Annotated in this window: 14 protein-coding genes; 7 read left to right on the top strand and 7 right to left on the bottom strand. The window is 45.1% G+C overall.

Annotated elements, in window-relative coordinates:
* The first annotated feature begins 198 nt into the window (after positions 1-198).
* The 6 genes from J4N42_RS15040 (at position 199) to sstT (ending at position 5,549) form a co-directional block, all read left to right on the top strand.
* Entirely contained in the window at positions 199-1,119 is a 921-nt protein-coding gene (locus tag J4N42_RS15040; protein WP_252033032.1) for a polyprenyl-phosphate transporter, read from the top strand.
* 139 nt (positions 1,120-1,258) lie between these two features.
* On the top strand, positions 1,259-1,687 hold the full coding sequence (locus J4N42_RS15035) for a hypothetical protein (protein WP_252033030.1): 429 nt from the start codon (positions 1,259-1,261) through the stop codon (positions 1,685-1,687).
* Positions 1,684-2,298, top strand: coding sequence for an SCO family protein (locus tag J4N42_RS15030; RefSeq protein ID WP_252033028.1), 615 nt, complete (start codon positions 1,684-1,686; stop codon positions 2,296-2,298). Before J4N42_RS15035 ends, J4N42_RS15030 begins: the two co-directional genes overlap by 4 nt.
* Before the next feature lies 1 nt (position 2,299).
* Positions 2,300-2,749, top strand: coding sequence for a copper chaperone PCu(A)C (locus J4N42_RS15025; protein WP_252033026.1), 450 nt, complete (start codon positions 2,300-2,302; stop codon positions 2,747-2,749).
* Between the two features lie 254 nt (positions 2,750-3,003).
* Positions 3,004-4,059 carry a ribosome small subunit-dependent GTPase A gene (rsgA, locus tag J4N42_RS15020; RefSeq protein WP_252033025.1) on the top strand — a complete coding sequence of 352 codons (1,056 nt, stop codon included), beginning with the start codon at positions 3,004-3,006 and terminating at the stop codon, positions 4,057-4,059.
* Between the two features lie 269 nt (positions 4,060-4,328).
* Positions 4,329-5,549, top strand: a complete 1,221-nt coding sequence (gene sstT, locus J4N42_RS15015) for a serine/threonine transporter SstT (protein WP_252033023.1) — start codon at positions 4,329-4,331, stop codon at positions 5,547-5,549.
* Positions 5,550-5,596: 47 nt separating this feature from the next.
* Here sstT and J4N42_RS15010 read toward each other — a convergent pair whose 3' ends face one another.
* The 3 genes from J4N42_RS15010 to J4N42_RS15000 form a co-directional block, all read right to left on the bottom strand.
* Complete coding sequence (locus J4N42_RS15010) at positions 5,597-6,739, bottom strand: tetratricopeptide repeat protein (protein ID WP_252033021.1); 1,143 nt, start codon at positions 6,737-6,739, stop codon at positions 5,597-5,599.
* Positions 6,740-6,937: 198 nt separating this feature from the next.
* Complete coding sequence (locus J4N42_RS15005) at positions 6,938-7,339, bottom strand: bactofilin family protein (protein WP_252033019.1); 402 nt, start codon at positions 7,337-7,339, stop codon at positions 6,938-6,940.
* The gene (locus tag J4N42_RS15000; RefSeq protein ID WP_252033016.1) at positions 7,243-8,190 is read right to left on the bottom strand and encodes a peptidoglycan DD-metalloendopeptidase family protein; all 948 of its coding nucleotides are present in this window, start codon (positions 8,188-8,190) and stop codon (positions 7,243-7,245) included. The genes J4N42_RS15005 and J4N42_RS15000 overlap by 97 nt, the downstream gene beginning before the upstream one ends.
* A gap of 233 nt (positions 8,191-8,423) precedes the next feature.
* Here J4N42_RS15000 and J4N42_RS14995 point away from each other — a divergent pair, with 233 nt between their 5' ends.
* Entirely contained in the window at positions 8,424-9,128 is a 705-nt protein-coding gene (locus tag J4N42_RS14995; RefSeq protein WP_252033014.1) for a DUF445 domain-containing protein, read from the top strand.
* Between the two features lie 72 nt (positions 9,129-9,200).
* Here J4N42_RS14995 and J4N42_RS14990 read toward each other — a convergent pair whose 3' ends face one another.
* The 4 genes from J4N42_RS14990 to putA all read right to left on the bottom strand — a co-directional run bounded on the left by J4N42_RS14990 (position 9,201) and on the right by putA (position 15,643).
* Complete coding sequence (locus J4N42_RS14990) at positions 9,201-9,677, bottom strand: Lrp/AsnC family transcriptional regulator (protein ID WP_279348553.1); 477 nt, start codon at positions 9,675-9,677, stop codon at positions 9,201-9,203.
* 559 nt (positions 9,678-10,236) lie between these two features.
* Complete coding sequence (gene putP / locus J4N42_RS14980; RefSeq protein WP_252033011.1) at positions 10,237-11,727, bottom strand: sodium/proline symporter PutP; 1,491 nt, start codon at positions 11,725-11,727, stop codon at positions 10,237-10,239.
* Positions 11,728-11,796: 69 nt separating this feature from the next.
* Positions 11,797-12,495, bottom strand: a complete 699-nt coding sequence (locus J4N42_RS14975) for a 1-pyrroline-5-carboxylate dehydrogenase (RefSeq protein ID WP_252033010.1) — start codon at positions 12,493-12,495, stop codon at positions 11,797-11,799.
* A gap of 19 nt (positions 12,496-12,514) precedes the next feature.
* On the bottom strand, positions 12,515-15,643 hold the full coding sequence (gene putA / locus J4N42_RS14970) for a bifunctional proline dehydrogenase/L-glutamate gamma-semialdehyde dehydrogenase PutA (protein WP_252033009.1): 3,129 nt from the start codon (positions 15,641-15,643) through the stop codon (positions 12,515-12,517).
* Positions 15,644-16,165: the final 522 nt, after the last annotated feature.

The raw sequence follows: 16,165 nt of genomic DNA, 5'->3' as shown, positions 1-16,165 counted from the left end.
TTGATCTGTTGATACGTTACATTGGCTAACAGTTTTTCTCGAATGTGGTGTAGTTAGTAACTTACCAGCTCAATCAACACACCCTAACAATTTCCATACAGGAATGAGTTAAGATTGTGTGAGTACGAGAAGTTTTCATACTTTTTCGACAAGAGACTTTGTATACTTCGACTCAATCAAAGTTACCTTAACAATCCAATGAATTATTTTAGTACGTTTCTCAAAGGCATGGCGATGGGTGCTGCGGATGTGGTCCCAGGCGTCTCAGGTGGAACCATCGCTTTTATTACCGGGATCTACGATACGCTGCTTGAAAGCATTCGTCGTATTAACCCAAGTGTTCTGGGCATATGGAAAAGAGAAGGCTTTAAGGCGGCATTTAACCATATTAATGGCTTTTTCCTAATAGCTCTATTCGGTGGCGTACTGACCAGTATCGCAACTTTGGCGAAGCTAATCTCTTGGCTACTCACTGAACACCCTATACCTATTTGGTCGTTTTTCTTTGGTCTAATTTTGGTCTCGGTATTTCACATGCTCAAGCAAATTGAGCAGCGCTCACTATCACGTTTAGTATTTTTGCTGCTCGGTATCGCTTTCGCCTACAGCATCACCGTGTTGAAACCATTGGAGCTCGAATTTACTAGTATCAATGTGCTAATAGCAGGTGCTATCGCAATCTGTGCCATGATCCTTCCGGGTATCTCCGGCAGCTTCATACTTCTGCTTATTGGTATGTACACACCTGTACTTGGCGCAGTGAAATCCTTTCAGATCGATATTTTGCTGCTCTTCTTACTGGGCTGTATCGGTGGTTTGCTAAGCTTTTCTCATTTGTTATCTTGGCTTTTGAAACGCTACCGCGACGTAACGCTCATTTTCCTTACCGGTTTGATGATTGGCACATTGCCGAAGATTTGGCCTTGGAAAGAAACGTTATCTTGGCGTACAAACTCTAGTGGTGAGCAAGTTCCTCTACTTCAGCAGAACCTGACACCTTTTCAATTTGAAGCGCTGACATCACAGCCTGCCCAACTTGGCATTGCGACCTTGTTAATGCTGTGTGCAATCGCTCTGGTATTAGGTTTAGAAAAGTACGCAGAGGGGCGGAATCTGTAACACCTATTAACGAGATTAATACAACGGAGCCTTATGGCTCCGTTTTTGATTGCTGCCACAATTTTATCTTTACCCTCAAACACCTACCCAACCCTGTGCTAACATCGCCGCAATACTCACTTACGAGCAAATCTCTACCATGCACCTAGCCTTAAAAGCCTCTGCTGTTTGTGCTGCATTAGCCGTTGGTTTCTTTGCGTCTGATATCCTCAGCGTTTTCAATCAGCAGTCTGACTCAAAACCTATCGACGACTACTGTGTTTTATCGACTGAAGGTTGTACTCAACAGAATGTCACCATGTCTCTTGATTCTGATATCGCAAAACCATTAGTCCCTATACAAGTCACTATCGAATGGCCGAATGCCCAGTCAGACGTATTGTCGTTGGATATGCAAGGGCATGAGATGGACATGGGTACAGCAAAGTATCGACTAACCCGTACTCAAGGCGATCAATTCCAAGGTGAGATCATTTTACCCGTGTGTACTCAGGAACAAATGACATGGTTAGGTACTCTATCTGATGGCAACCAAGATGTTTTCCCAGCAATAAGGATGGAACAATGAGCAAAAACTGGTCTCTTATTTTAGTCGTCGCATTTGCACTTGGTTTTGGTGTCAAAGCGTATCTTGACTCCCAGTCTTCGTCTCCACAATCCAACTCAGAGGCTTCGGCTGAGTCGTCAAACCCAATATTGTTTGGCAAAGATAACCAAGCTGTAGATATATTTGATAGCAAAGACGAGCGTATTCGAATTGTTTATTTTGGCTTCACGCGCTGCCCTGATGTATGCCCAACATCCCTAGCTATGTTAGCAGGTGCGCTAAACGCGGTAGACGACAACCAAAAGTCTCATTTCAGGCCAATGTTTATCTCTCTAGACCCAGAAAGAGATGAAGCGAATGCATCTTACCAATATGCTCAATACTTCCACCCGATGATTGAGGGGCTGTCCGCTCCATTAGATGTGACGACACCACTGGCACATCGCTATGGCGTTATCTTTCGTAAAACCGAGCTTGAGGACTCAGAGCTCAAGTACACACTCGATCACAGCTCCTATTTTTACTTCTTAAAACCAGATGGCACATTGATCACCAAAGTGCCACATACGCTTTCGCCCGCTCCTATCGTGGAAGCAATGAACACCATTACAAGCTCAATTAAAGGAAACTAACATGAAGTTCAAAGCGCTTTTAATGGCAAGCCTTGTGCTTAGCCCACTCGCTCACGCCAAAACTGATATCATGTTGCATGACCCATATGCACGCGCTACCCCGCCAAATGCAGCCACTAGCGCAGTGTTTGTGGAAATAATGAATCATACACACGAAGCGAAGACCATTGTCTCAGCGTCCACTGATGCTGCTGGCAAAGTAGAACTTCATGATGTCATCAAAGATGGCGATGTTATGCAAATGCGCCAAGTTGATGGTATTGAGCTACCAGCAAACGGTACCGTAGAGTTAAAGCCCGGCAGCCTACATATCATGTTATTCGACCTGAAGAAACCACTGGTTGAAGGTGAGAAAATCGATATGCAAATCACGTTTAAAAACGGTGATGAAGTGACGTTTTCAGCACCCATCAAAAAAGTCATGAGTGGTATGCAGAAGCATCACCACTAATTGGCGAAGAAACAGGTGGCATTTTGCCACCTGTTTGCTAAGATCCGTACGTTTATCACACAAACCTTTGGAGGTACTGATGATTGTATTACACACCCACCCGGCAAACTTGGCGAAGACCGCTTAACTAAAACGCCTCTTCCCTCCTTTTGCCCGGTGCTCAATTTTACCGGGGTCCGCTACACATTTGTCCTGACCCTAGCTCTCTATTAATGACATAGACAGAGCAGACTCTGTATGTCTGGGGAAACAAGATGAATACACAAACACATTCAACCATTTCACTACATAACCTTGGTTGGAACATACATTTTCAGCAACAACTAACATTAGAAGAACTTGAACAGTTTCAACCTGCTCGAATCATTGCTCACCATCGTAATGGCTATACACTCTTGTCTGAGCAAGGTGAAAGCACATTAGCAATGCATCATAACCTGCCCTCGATGACGGTAGGTGACTGGCTATTGGTAGATAACGACCAACAGTATGTCAGATTGCTCGACAGGCACTCTCTATTTAGCCGTAAAGCTGCTGGTAGCAAAGTGGCTGAACAATTGATCACCGCCAATATTGATACGGCGTTCATTGTCTGCTCACTCAACGACGACTTTAACTTAAGCCGAATTGAACGCTATTTGGCATTAGTGAACCAAGCTGGCGTTGAACCGGTAATCGTGCTGTCAAAGCAAGACTTATGTGCCAATGCTCAAGATAAAAGGCAGCAGGTTCAAGCGCTTGATCCAATGCTAATGATTGAAAGTGTCAACGGGTTAGATAGCGACAGCTGCCAAGGCATACTAAGCTGGTGTGGCAAGGGGAAAACCGTCGCTTTCATTGGCTCATCTGGCGTGGGTAAATCAACGTTAGTGAACACGCTCATGGGCGTTCAGGCTCAAGTCACGGGTTCGATTCGTGAAGATGACAGTAAAGGAAGACATACTACCACGTCTCGTTCGTTACACTTTATGCCTGCCGGAGCGATCTTAATTGATACACCCGGAATGAGAGAACTTCAGCTAGCCGATTGCGCTGACGGGGTCGCTGAAACCTTTTCAGACATCGAATCTTTAGCTGAGCAATGTCGATTCAGTGACTGCCAACACCAGCAGGAACCTGGCTGCGCGATTCAACTAGCCATTGAAAATGGCGATATTGAACAACGCAGGCTCACTAGTTACTTCAAGCTTCTCCGTGAGCAAGAACGTAATGGTGCCACACTGGCTCAGCAACGGTCCAAGTTCAAGCAACAAACCAAGATGTACCGTTCTGTACAATCACAAAGCCGACATAACAAAAAAGGCTATTAGTTGGTAAAGTCGCCTATCACGGCAAGAGTCTTCATCGTGATAGGCGACACCATTTGTGCTAATTCCTTAAAACTGAAGGCACTCCCAAGTCAATACATTTCAATAACATTAATCAATATATAATTTTACATTTCATTCTTATTGGCAATTTTTCATGTAAAAATTCAATTAATCCTAGACACATCCTCTGCAATGACTAGTATTGTCGTGATCAGTTCAATAACTGAAATCACTACAATTCTATAAAACTATTCATTGCAGGGATAACTATGCAACACAACAATGTATTTGCCCGATTTGCACGCGGAAACCTCGTTCTGCAGATCCTCGCCGGTATCGTTCTCGGCGTGGTACTTGCGACGATCTCTCCAGAGAGCGCACAAAGTGCTGGGTTACTTGGAAGCCTTTTTGTCGGGGCACTAAAAGCCGTCGCACCTATTCTAGTCTTTATTCTCGTCGCGGCATCTATCGCGAATCAGAAGAAAAACCAACACACGCACATGCGTCCAATTATTAGTTTATATTTAATTGGCACACTAGCCGCCGCGCTAACTGCTGTCGTGCTGAGCTTTCTATTCCCAACCACTTTGACTCTGGTTGCGGGCGCAGAAGGCACAACACCACCTCAAGGGATCGGTGAAGTTCTGCACACGCTACTATTTAAGCTGGTTGATAACCCAGTTAGCGCACTAATGAACGCTAATTACATTGGTATTCTGGCTTGGGCAATCGCACTGGGTTTAGCTCTTCACCACGCATCCGCAACGACCAAAGCAGTTTTTGAAGATCTGAGCCACGGCGTATCACAGATCGTACGATTTATTATTCGCCTTGCACCTTTCGGTATCTTTGGTCTAGTTTCAGCAACATTTGCGACTACTGGTTTCGAAGCATTAGCGGGATACGCTCAGCTTCTATTCGTTCTGTTGAGCGCTATGCTGTTCATCGCACTTGTTGTGAACCCAATTATTGTTTTCATCAAAACCGGTGAAAACCCGTACCCGCTGGTATTCCAATGTCTACGTGAAAGTGGTGTAACGGCTTTCTTCACTCGCTCAAGTGCAGCCAACATTCCTGTAAATATGGCTCTGTGTGAAAAGCTTAAGCTAGATGAAGATACTTACTCAGTCTCGATCCCACTTGGCGCAACGATCAACATGGCAGGTGCTGCGATTACCATTACAGTTCTTACCCTTGCAGCCGTGCACACGGTCGGTATCGAAGTGGATCTTCTTACCGCACTGTTACTGAGCGTTGTTGCGGCGGTATCAGCATGTGGCGCATCAGGCGTTGCAGGTGGCTCACTACTGCTTATCCCATTAGCGTGTGGTCTGTTCGGTATTCCAAATGAAGTTGCGATGCAGGTTGTTGCGGTTGGCTTCATTATTGGTGTGATTCAGGACTCAGCAGAAACTGCGCTGAACAGTTCTACCGACGTAGTATTCACTGCCGCAGTGTGTAAAGCAGAACAAAAGAAAGCAAGCTACTAAGCTAAGCTTCCCCAAAAACAAAAATCCCCAGCATGCTGGGGATTTTTTTATCCTTGAGGCTTATCCATCGTTGTCGATGAAAAGTCCATCCTCATTGAATTCGGCGCTTTCTCGTTGTCTTTGCTGGCATCCTCATTACTGTCGGAATCCATAATAAAGTCATCAACTTGGGCTTCTTTTCGCTTCTTTGGCAACTCAATATTACGCTTATACAGTTTGTTCAAAGCTCGAATGATGGAGTGCTTACTCACAGTACCGCTTGATATCTTTTTCAGTAACGGCTTAGCAAGAGACTGTAAGCCAACAACTGAATCCACACCGATATCGCCACCTACCTTATCGCGCAAAGCTTTAGCTGGCTCGTAGCCAAAGTGAGCGGATAAAAACAGCCAGATATATGCAATAGCATTTCCGCTTGGTTTTCTGTCTACCCAAGCTTCTCCCGCATGGTACATCGCCTGTGCATGGCCTTTCTCAGCCGCGCACTCTAACCAATAGCACCCCTTATTATGGCTTTTCTCAACCCCAATACCTTTGAGATAATTCAAGCCAAGCTTCATCTTTCCTTCGGGGCTATTTAAGTCAGCCGCTTTTTTGTACCAAAATACCGAATCACCCGGTGTTGGGGATGGATTCTCGGGCGAAAAACACCAGTCGCCTAAGAACAAGATAGATGGGATATGGAGATCCGCCGCAGCTTGTTCCAGCACCTTCATCGCTTTCTCGTGGTTAACATCGGTACCTAGCCCTTTGAGCAGTGCCATCGCCAGCTCAAACTTAGACGCCGATTTTCCTTCATGAGCTGCAATGGATATTTGCCAGAATCGAGCTCGCTCTTTAAGCACCATGTCCTCTCTAGAACGCTCACTGATTCTAACTACGCCATACATGCCATTGATACTATCTAGTTGAGCTGCTTTCTCATACCAATACAGGGCTTCCTTGATGTTTTTTCGTTCGGCTTCTTTTGCTAAAAATAGAATGGTAGGAACGTGTCCTTCTTCCGCTTGGCGCAGACGTTCTTTATGCTCTTGCAGACGAGATTTTTCTAACGCTTTTCGGTAGGCAATCTCTGCCTCGCGTTTTTCCTGCTCTAATCTTTTCTTGCGAAGCGACAGTGACAACATCCACAGGAACACCAAAATCAGTGATAACCCCGTAGCCCCTATCGCTATACCTACTATACTCATGCGCTAAATTCTTATTGTAAGATGCTAACTTATCGGCCAAAGGCCACAAATATTGAGCTAAAATTCCGGTCAAAGATCGATAAACAACCCTATTTATAGTCTATCGAAGATTTGCCTAAATGGTTATAAAAAAGCCTTGCAACGTTGCAAGGCTCTATATCTAGATCATAGATTATGGATTTGCTATAGAAAGCTGGCTTACCCTTCCGCTTTCTTTTTCGCATCGCTAAGATCAACCACTTGCTGTTCTGGCTTTGAGTGAGTCACACCATTGAACTTGCCACCTGGCTCTATACTCAAGTTGTCACTGTAAATAGTGCCCGTCACACTACCACGATTCAAAATTTCAATCGCCGTTGCATGACAAGTGCCTTCAAACTGGCCATTAACAATCACTCGATCAGCAAAAATTTCACCACTTACAAACCCAGTTTCGCTAATCACAAGGGTTTTATCGACATGAACTTGACCTTCAACATTACCGTCGACTTGAATGTCACTCTCTAGCCTGAGTTGTCCGTTAATAGAACAGCCTTTTGCGATGAGAGTTGTAGCTGATTGCTGACTCTTAGCTCGACTTTGTTTACTAAAGATTCCCATCGAATACCTCTTACTTTACTGAAAATGGTTTCAAAATCATTTACGCCCCAATCAACAAAGGGCCTTGGGTCTAGTGGACGACCAACAAAACGAATCTCGTAGTGAAGGTGCGGACCGGATGACAACCCACTGTTACCAGAATAAGCAATCAAGTCGCCTTTCTGGACAAAATCTCCACTCTTCACTTTGAATTTCTGTAAGTGCGAGTAGGAGCTAGAAAATCCGTAACTGTGCTGCAAGCGTAAGAAGTTTCCAGAGCCTTTGCTGCTTGGCCTTGTTACCTCTACCACCCCATCCGCAGGGGCGTAAACAGGCGTTCCCGTATTCACCGCAAAATCTTGTCCGCGATGAAACTTTATCGCTCCGGTAACTGGGTGCTTGCGCTTACCGTATCCTGAAGAAGTTCGTGCGTTATGAACAGGAGGGCCGCTTGGTATTTGGGTTAACATCACCATTCTCACTGATGATGTAATTGCCGCAGTATCAAGACGTGACTCAAGCTCACCTTCGATTTCCTGCATCCCCAACACTTTTTCTAAGTCACCTAAACGATCTGAAACCAAATTCATCCGTTCTTCGCGGTCAATCAGATCACTTTCTAAGGTCACTTTCAGGGCTTGCAGAGACTCAACCTCTTCGGTCAAAGACATTGATTTTGTCTCAAGCTCTTGCTGCTTCAACTTGGCAAAATCGACTTCATCAAGCAGGTAATAGATCACGCCTGCCGTGGCGATAAGCCCGACAGCAAAGAAATAGCTAAAGCCTTTGAGAAAGTGGCGAAACCATTTGTTAAGGTGAAAATGTCGGGTGCCGTGTATAGACGACACCGAGACTACGACTCTTTCTTTCATAGATCCAAGTAACGAAATCAAAATTGCCAAGAGTCTAGCAAATAACTGAGCACGACAAAATGATCTACCGTATAGCTTCCCACTCAGTTCACACCCACCGAGTAGTATTTGTGATGTAGCCAGTTGCTAACATTCACTCACCAGTGAGTTCAAGAGCCCGAAACCAAGCAAACACTTTTCTATCTGAAGAGAATCTCTTAGAATTTGTGTAATTTTTTCCAGTTACGACCATCATGAATAAGAGTTTACTTACCAACACCGCCGCACTGCTGTTACTCGCTGTGGGCTATCATTTCGATAACCAAATCGCCTTTTACGCTGGCCTATTTGCTTTCTCTGGCGCAATTACCAACTGGCTTGCCATTCATATGCTATTTGAGAAAGTACCCGGACTGTATGGCTCAGGGGTGATTCCAGCACGTTTTGAAGAATTCAAAGCTGCAATCAAAACCTTGATGATGGAGCAGTTCTTTACGTCAGAAAACATCGACCGCTTCCTCAATAAAGAGATGTCTGGTGGGAAATCACTTAACCTAGAACCCATTTTAGAAAAGGTAGACTTCAACCCAACTTTCGATTCGCTTGTTGATGTCATTGCAAACTCTTCATTTGGTGGAATGTTAGCGATGTTTGGCGGCACAGAAGCGCTTCAACCTCTAAAGCAGCCATTTGTTGAAAAGATGCAGCAATCTGTGGTGGAAATTAGCCAAAGCGACACCATCAAACAAGCCATTAAGGACCAGTTTGAATCCCCTGCAATGATGGATGAAATTAAAGAGAACATCGAAAACATCATCGACCAACGCCTCAATGAACTCACTCCAAAGTTGGTGAAAGAAATGGTACAGAAGATGATTAAAGAGCATTTAGGCTGGTTAGTCGTATGGGGCGGTGTGTTCGGCGGTGCAATCGGTATTGTGTCGTCATTTATTGCCTAATACCGACTTGAAAATCTCAAGCTAAAAAAAGGGGAGCACTTGCTACCCTTTTTTAAATATATAAACAACAACCTACAACGTAGACAGTAGTTCTGGATTCAACCCGAAACTGGTTTTGTGTTCCTCAATGACCACTTCGCTGCGCGTTTGTATCACACCAGGTAATGTCCCCAACTTACTCGACATGAAGCTCTGATAAGCTTTCATGTCTTTCACTCGAACCTTAATCATGGTATCGAAGTCACCCGACAATGAATAACATTCTTCAATCTCTGGCATTAGAGACACTGCTTCTGCAAACTTTTCGAAAATAGAGAAACTGGTTTGGTCTAAGCGAATGTGGATGAACACTTGTACGTCTAAACCTAATTTTTCAGAATTAAGTTCAGCATGGTAGCCCTTAATGTAGCCTTCTTTTTCAAGTCGCTTCACTCGATCTGAGCAAGGAGAGGTGGTGAGGTTAACCATCTTAGCTAATTCGACCATTGAGAGCCGCCCTTTCAGATGCAAGGTACGCAGGATCTCTCTATCAATTCTGTCTAAATCCATGTGAGCCACTTTATTATCTTATTTGGGAGAAATAATATCGTGAAAAATCAGAAAGCGGCAGCTCTCCGAATCAAATCAGTGACTAAGGTAGAATTGTATGGAAGGTAGACTAAATAACGCGGACGTTTGAAAAGTCAGTTTGTGTGAGTTCTGAACGGTGATTGCATACTCGACAGAACCCCTGCTTTTCCATTTTAACGTAATGCCCACCTTGGAACAGACTGCTAACCAAACTCTGTAACACCGTTTTATCCTTTTCGGTCTGACACCTTTGCATCACGACTTTATGGTGGGTGTCTTTGCGACAGCAGCTGCAGTAGGCCTTAGGCATTTTGATTTCTCCCAAATAAAACGGTTGTGTTATTGATAATCGACACATTGTGCGAGCATTGGTTCCGATCGCTCAAACTTTAGTCGCAAAAGCGTGATGCACGTTCAATAAACAATCGGTTTCACTTCAAAAACTGTGCTACTACCACTTTAGTGTGAAGCTAAAACACAAAAAGGCCTGCATATCTGCAGGCCTTATTCTTAACAAAATTCACATCAATTAGCGTGGTTACTCAAGCTCCGTTAATTGCTTTTCAAATTTAGCGTGTTGAGCTTTCACAGACTCTTCTGGCTCACCAGTCATGATGCTCACAACATAGATTGACAACGCAGATAGGATGATTCCCGGTACGATTTCATACACGTCGAACCAACCTCCCGATAGTTGCTTCCAAACTACGATGGTAACACCACCAACAATGATACCCGCAAGTGCACCGTTACGGTTCATACGAGACCAGTACAAGCTCATAACAACAGCTGGGCCAAATGCCGCGCCGAATCCAGCCCAAGCGTAAGATACTAAGCCAAGAACAGAGCTGTCTGGTGTCATAGCTAGAACAAGAGCAACGATCGAAATTGCCACTACCGCAAAACGACCAACGCGAACAATTTCATCAGAGCTTGCATCTTTCTTGAATACTTGTTTGTAGAAGTCTTCAGCAAGTGCAGACGACGAAACAAGAAGCTGTGAGTCAGCCGTACTCATGATCGCAGCAAGAATCGCTGCCAATAGAATACCGGCAATCACAGGGTGGAACATTGCATTTACCAGCAGCATGAAGACTTTTTCACCATCTTCAAGTACTTCACCACCAGACTGAGTAACGTAAACCAAACCCACTAGACCAACTAACATCGCACCGATCATAGAAAGTGCCGTCCACGTTACCGCGATACGACGAGCTGTACCTAAATCTTTGTTAGTACGTGTTGCTTTAAAACGCGCAAGGATATGTGGCTGACCAAAGTAACCTAGGCCCCAAGCAGCTAGCGAAATAATAGCAATCGCCGACAACGGCTCACCTTTCGCATCATTCCATAGCGTGAGCAGCTCAGGGTTGATAGCAGAAAGATCGCTGGTTAGCTGACCAAGGCCACCATTCATCGCCGCGATTGGCACAATCAACAGCGCTGCCGACATCAATAGACCTTGAACTAAGTCAGTCCAAGATACCGCTAGGAAGCCACCAAATAGCGTGTACGAAACCACACACACCGTGCCGATAATTACAGCGGTGGTGTAATCTAAGCCGAATACTGTTTCAAACAACTTACCACCTGCTACTAAGCCCGAGCTTGTGTAGAAAAGGAAGAATAGAAGAATGAAGAACGCAGCAATTGTCTGAATAAGCTTCGAGTTATCATTAAATCGACGTGATAAGAACTCTGGTAGAGTTAATGCGTCTGTTGTGATGCTGTAGGTACGTAGGCGTTTTGCACAGATCAACCAGTTCAACCATGTCCCTACTAATAAGCCACCAGCTAGCCAAAATGCTTCAATACCAGCAGCGTATGCATACCCTGGTAAACCAAGCAGTAACCAACCACTCATGTCAGATGCACCAGCAGAAAGCGCTGCAGGCCAAGGCCCTAACGAACGGCCACCTAAGAAGTAGTCGGTAGAGTTTTTCGTTCGTTGATATGCAATAACACCAATCGCGAGCATCATGATCAGATACGCGATAAATGTGGTTGTAATAGCAAAGCTATTTTCCATGTGATCGTCCTCTTTTAAAAGATCGCACTTTATGTCGTTGCCCCTTGTTAGGGGCAACAGAATAAAGCGTTAGTGGGCTTCGCTTCCAAGCTCTAGCAAGGTCGCATTACCACCCACCGCTGTTATATTTATTGTTCTTGTTCTTTCCGTGATAAAACGAAGAGACAAATGTGGATCGTGTGCGACAACTAAACACTCAAGATCCGTTTCAGATACTAGACTTACAATTGCGCCTTCACGCTTTGCTAGTGCACGGTTGATGCTTTGTTCAACCGATGGATTCCCAACATAGCCAACACTTCTTACATCCGACTCCAGCAGCTGATGGTATGCATCAAATGAAGCGAATTGGACTAGGTTGGTCGAAATTGAAGATTGCGTATACGCAGTCTCCAAAGCGTTAGTCAGCTCAGTATCATCACTACAAACAATGACGCTGTTACCAGCGATGAGTACTGCAGTTAATTGAGCCACTAACGATAATTTTGCCTGCTCACTCGTATCGTCTTGAATCAGCAATGCCACCCCACGCCCCGCGGTATACAACTCGTTGGTTTCCCCGGTAGGGCCAACTAATTGATGCGGTTCTGCCAGCAAGGTTGATGCCTGCTGAACATGGTATGAGATAACTTGCGCCAACTTTGGCGATTCAGACTCTAGCTGAGATTTAAGTGAAAGTAGGCACTCACATTTGACATCAAAGTCTGTGAGATTCCAGTTTTCCCACGCCGCAAAGGCATCAGAAAAACGAGTTACTTGATGAACCATGGTTATTCTCCTATTGCGGCTACTGCGAAATTTGAACTTGTGTAAAGCGGAACAAGTAATGTGGACCACCCGCTTTCGGGCCTGTACCAGATAGGCCTTGACCACCAAATGGCTGAACACCTACCACGGCACCAACTTGATCACGGTTGATGTAGCAGTTACCTACTCGAGCGTGTTTTTCAATCCAGCGGTAAGTCGTTTCATTACGACTGTGAATGCCCATGGTCAAGCCAAAACCGGTTTGGTTAATTTGCTCAACAACATTGGTCAACTCGCTCGCTTTAAAACGAACGATATGCAGAATTGGTCCAAACTGTTCTTCTTTCAGACATGAAATGTCGTCAATCTCAAATGCCGCAGGCGCTACAAAGTCGCCATGAGTACACTCATCGTTAAGCTCTAGTTGAGCCACTTTCTTTTGAGATTGAGTCATAGATTCGATGTGAGCCAAAAGCTTTTGTTTAGCGTTGGTGTCAATCACCGGCCCAACATCCGTTTTATGTAGATAAGGAGTGCCAACATTCAGCTCGTTCATCGCACCTTGAATAAGTGCAACAATGCGATCAGCGATGTCCTCTTGGACAAACAAAACACGAAGTGCTGAACAACGTTGACCTGCAGACGCAAAAGCAGAACGAATCACATCACGCACCACTTGTTCTGGCAGTGCCGTACTATCAACAATCATAGCGTTCTGGCCACCTGTTTCCGCAATAAACGGAACTGGCGCTGCATCTCGAGACGCCAACGTCTGGTTAATGCGTTGAGCCGTCGCTGTCGAACCAGTAAAAGCAACACCTGCAATCGCTGGGTGAGACGTTAGTGCGCTGCCGATGTCAGCACCACGACCTGGTAGCAATTGGATGGTTCCAGCTGGGAAGCCCGCTTCTGCCATCAAATCCACTGCGCGCGCGGCAATCAAGCTGGTTTGCTCCGCCGGTTTCGCAACAACAGTATTACCAGCAACCAACGCTGCCGTTACTTGGCCAAGGAAAATTGCTAATGGGAAGTTCCATGGGCTGATACATACAAATACACCACGGCCTTGACGTGAAATTCGGCGAGTAACACCATCAAACCCTTGCAGTTTGAGTTCACCTAAAGCATCAACTTGCTTTGCATAGTAACGACAGAAATCGACCGCTTCACGTACTTCATCAATACTGTCATGAATCGTTTTGCCCGCTTCCTGATGACACAGCGCGACTAACTCTGCCAAATTCGCTTCTAATAAGTCGGCTAACTTATCTAACGCAGCGCTACGGGTTGCTTTGTCGGTTTGAGACCAAGACTGAAATGCTTGCTCGGCACCTTCAATTGCAGCGGAAACATGATCAAGGTTAGCAAAAGCCACTCGACCCACTTCGATTCGTCGATCGTAAGGTGCTTTAACAGGCTCTGTCTCACACCCAGCCTTGATCATGCTTTCGAAATGAGATTCGCCATTGATCATTGGACCCGCATTCCAAACCGTGTTTAGGTGCGCATCAACTTGAGCTTCAAACGGCTTCGCTTCGCTTTCAATATCAACGTTAACACCCGCTGAGTTACGGCGTTCTGGGAATACTTGAGGTGGCAAAGGAATTTTAGCGTTGTTCAACGTATCGAACTTAAGCAGCATATCAACAGGGTGTTGAGTCAACGTTGCTACAGGGCAACGAGCATCCACCAATCGATGAACAAACGAGCTGTTAGCACCGTTCTCTAGTAGACGGCGAACAAGGTATGGCAGCAAGTCTTTGTGGCTACCTACTGGCGCGTAAATACGTACAGACTGCTGATACGCTTCCATCGCATGGTTGTATAGTGAGTCCCCCATGCCGTGTAAACGTTGGAATTCAAAATCTTTATGCTCAGCCATAACCGCAATTGCGGTGACTGTATGGGCATTGTGGCTAGCAAATTGTGGGAAAATGTTGCCACGCACATTGTCACTCAAAAGGAATCGAGCACACGCGAGGTATGCCACATCAGTTGCTTCCTTACGCGTGTAGACAGGGTAATTAGCGTAGCCCGACGTTTGAGACCATTTGATTTCACTGTCCCAATATGCGCCTTTAACAAGACGCAGCGGGATTAAATCACCCTGCTCTTTTGCTAAGCCGTTAATCCATAGCAGAACAGGTAGAGCACGCTTAGAGTATGCTTGAATTACTAGACCAAACTTACCCCAGCCTTTAACTAATTCGCTGCGATAAACTTTTTCAAACAGTTTTAGCGAAAGCTCTAGTCTGTCGGCTTCTTCTGCATCAATTGTGATAGCGACATCTAGCTCGACTGCACGGCGCAACAGTTGTTGCAGCGTGTCGTATAATTCGCTCATAACGCGCGCTTCATTGGCGACTTCATAGCGCGGGTGAAGAGCTGAGAGCTTGATCGATACTGAAGGTGCAGGGCTATTGGCATTGGCTTGTGCAGTATTTTCTCTACCTACCGCTTCAATTGCCATTAAGTAGTCTTTGAAGTACTTGTTTGCATCAGCCGTGGTCAGTGCCGCTTCACCCAACATATCGTATGAGTAAGTGAAGCCACGTTCGCGTAGTGGGCGACCATTTTTCTGAGCTTCGGCAATGCTGCGGCCCAACACAAATTGGTGGCCCATTACTTTCATGGCTTGGTGCATCGCTTGACGGATAACGGGTTCAGAAAGCTTGTTAACTAAGCGATTCATCGCTTGAGTTGGGCTCTTAGATTCTTTTTCAGATAAGCCAACTACTTTACCTGTGAGCATTAAGCCCCAAGTTGAAGCGTTAACAAACACAGAATCTGAGTTCTTTAAGTGAGATTTCCAATCTGCCACACTGAGTTTATCTTTAATCAGTGCATCAGCGGTTGCGGCATCAGGGATCCGCATAAGCGCTTCAGCTAGACACATCAACAAGATGCCTTCTTGAGTATCTAGGCTGTACTCAAGCAGCAGAGCGTCGATCATTTGAATCGACTTTTTATCAGCTCTAATAGCCTCAATAAGCAGAGTCGTTTTGGTTTCTATCGTTTGCTTCTCTGACTCAGAAGGCGTTGCTAACGGTAAAAGCTGATTTAGCCATTGGGATTCGTCCACCATATAAAGTGGCGAGATCAGCGACCACAATTTGTCGAGCGGCTGCCCTACAAATTCTGCTTTCAACACATCAGTGGCTGTAAACATGGTTTTTCCTCAATCTCACACTCGAATAAAGTTCGAGTTTCCTACAATGGCTGCAGTGTATTTTGAGCTTGAGTTGAATACTTGTCAAAAACTCCGAGTTTTTTGCTAAAAACTCTGGCTATTAACAAAACAAATACAGAATCACACCAATAAGGGCAATATATTATGTTGTAAATGTTAGCTTCATTAACATCTAATATTCATCATTTATATACACGATAGCGTCCTCACTCTCAAACGGTGAATATGAATGAAGCCTATATACCCAAGTAACCTCAAGATGCGTGGTTCAGCGAGAATTGCCTAGTTTGCAAACGCGGCAACGATTCGACAATCTAGTGGTTTTAAATTGAGAATCGTAAACAACGTGTGCGAGCTAGGCAAACTCGCCCTTTGGGAGCGTATCACTGGCTCAATTTCTACGTTAAATGCCTTGGAAAGAACCCGTTATTCCGCTGCGCCATTTGCCTTGAACTTGAACCAGTGATAACGCTCTGAATCCTTCATCTTGAAGCCACTTGG

The organism is Vibrio sp. SCSIO 43135 (assembly GCF_023716665.1).
Lineage (GTDB): Bacteria > Pseudomonadota > Gammaproteobacteria > Enterobacterales > Vibrionaceae > Vibrio > Vibrio paucivorans.
This window is presented reverse-complemented; position numbering and strand designations above follow the sequence as displayed.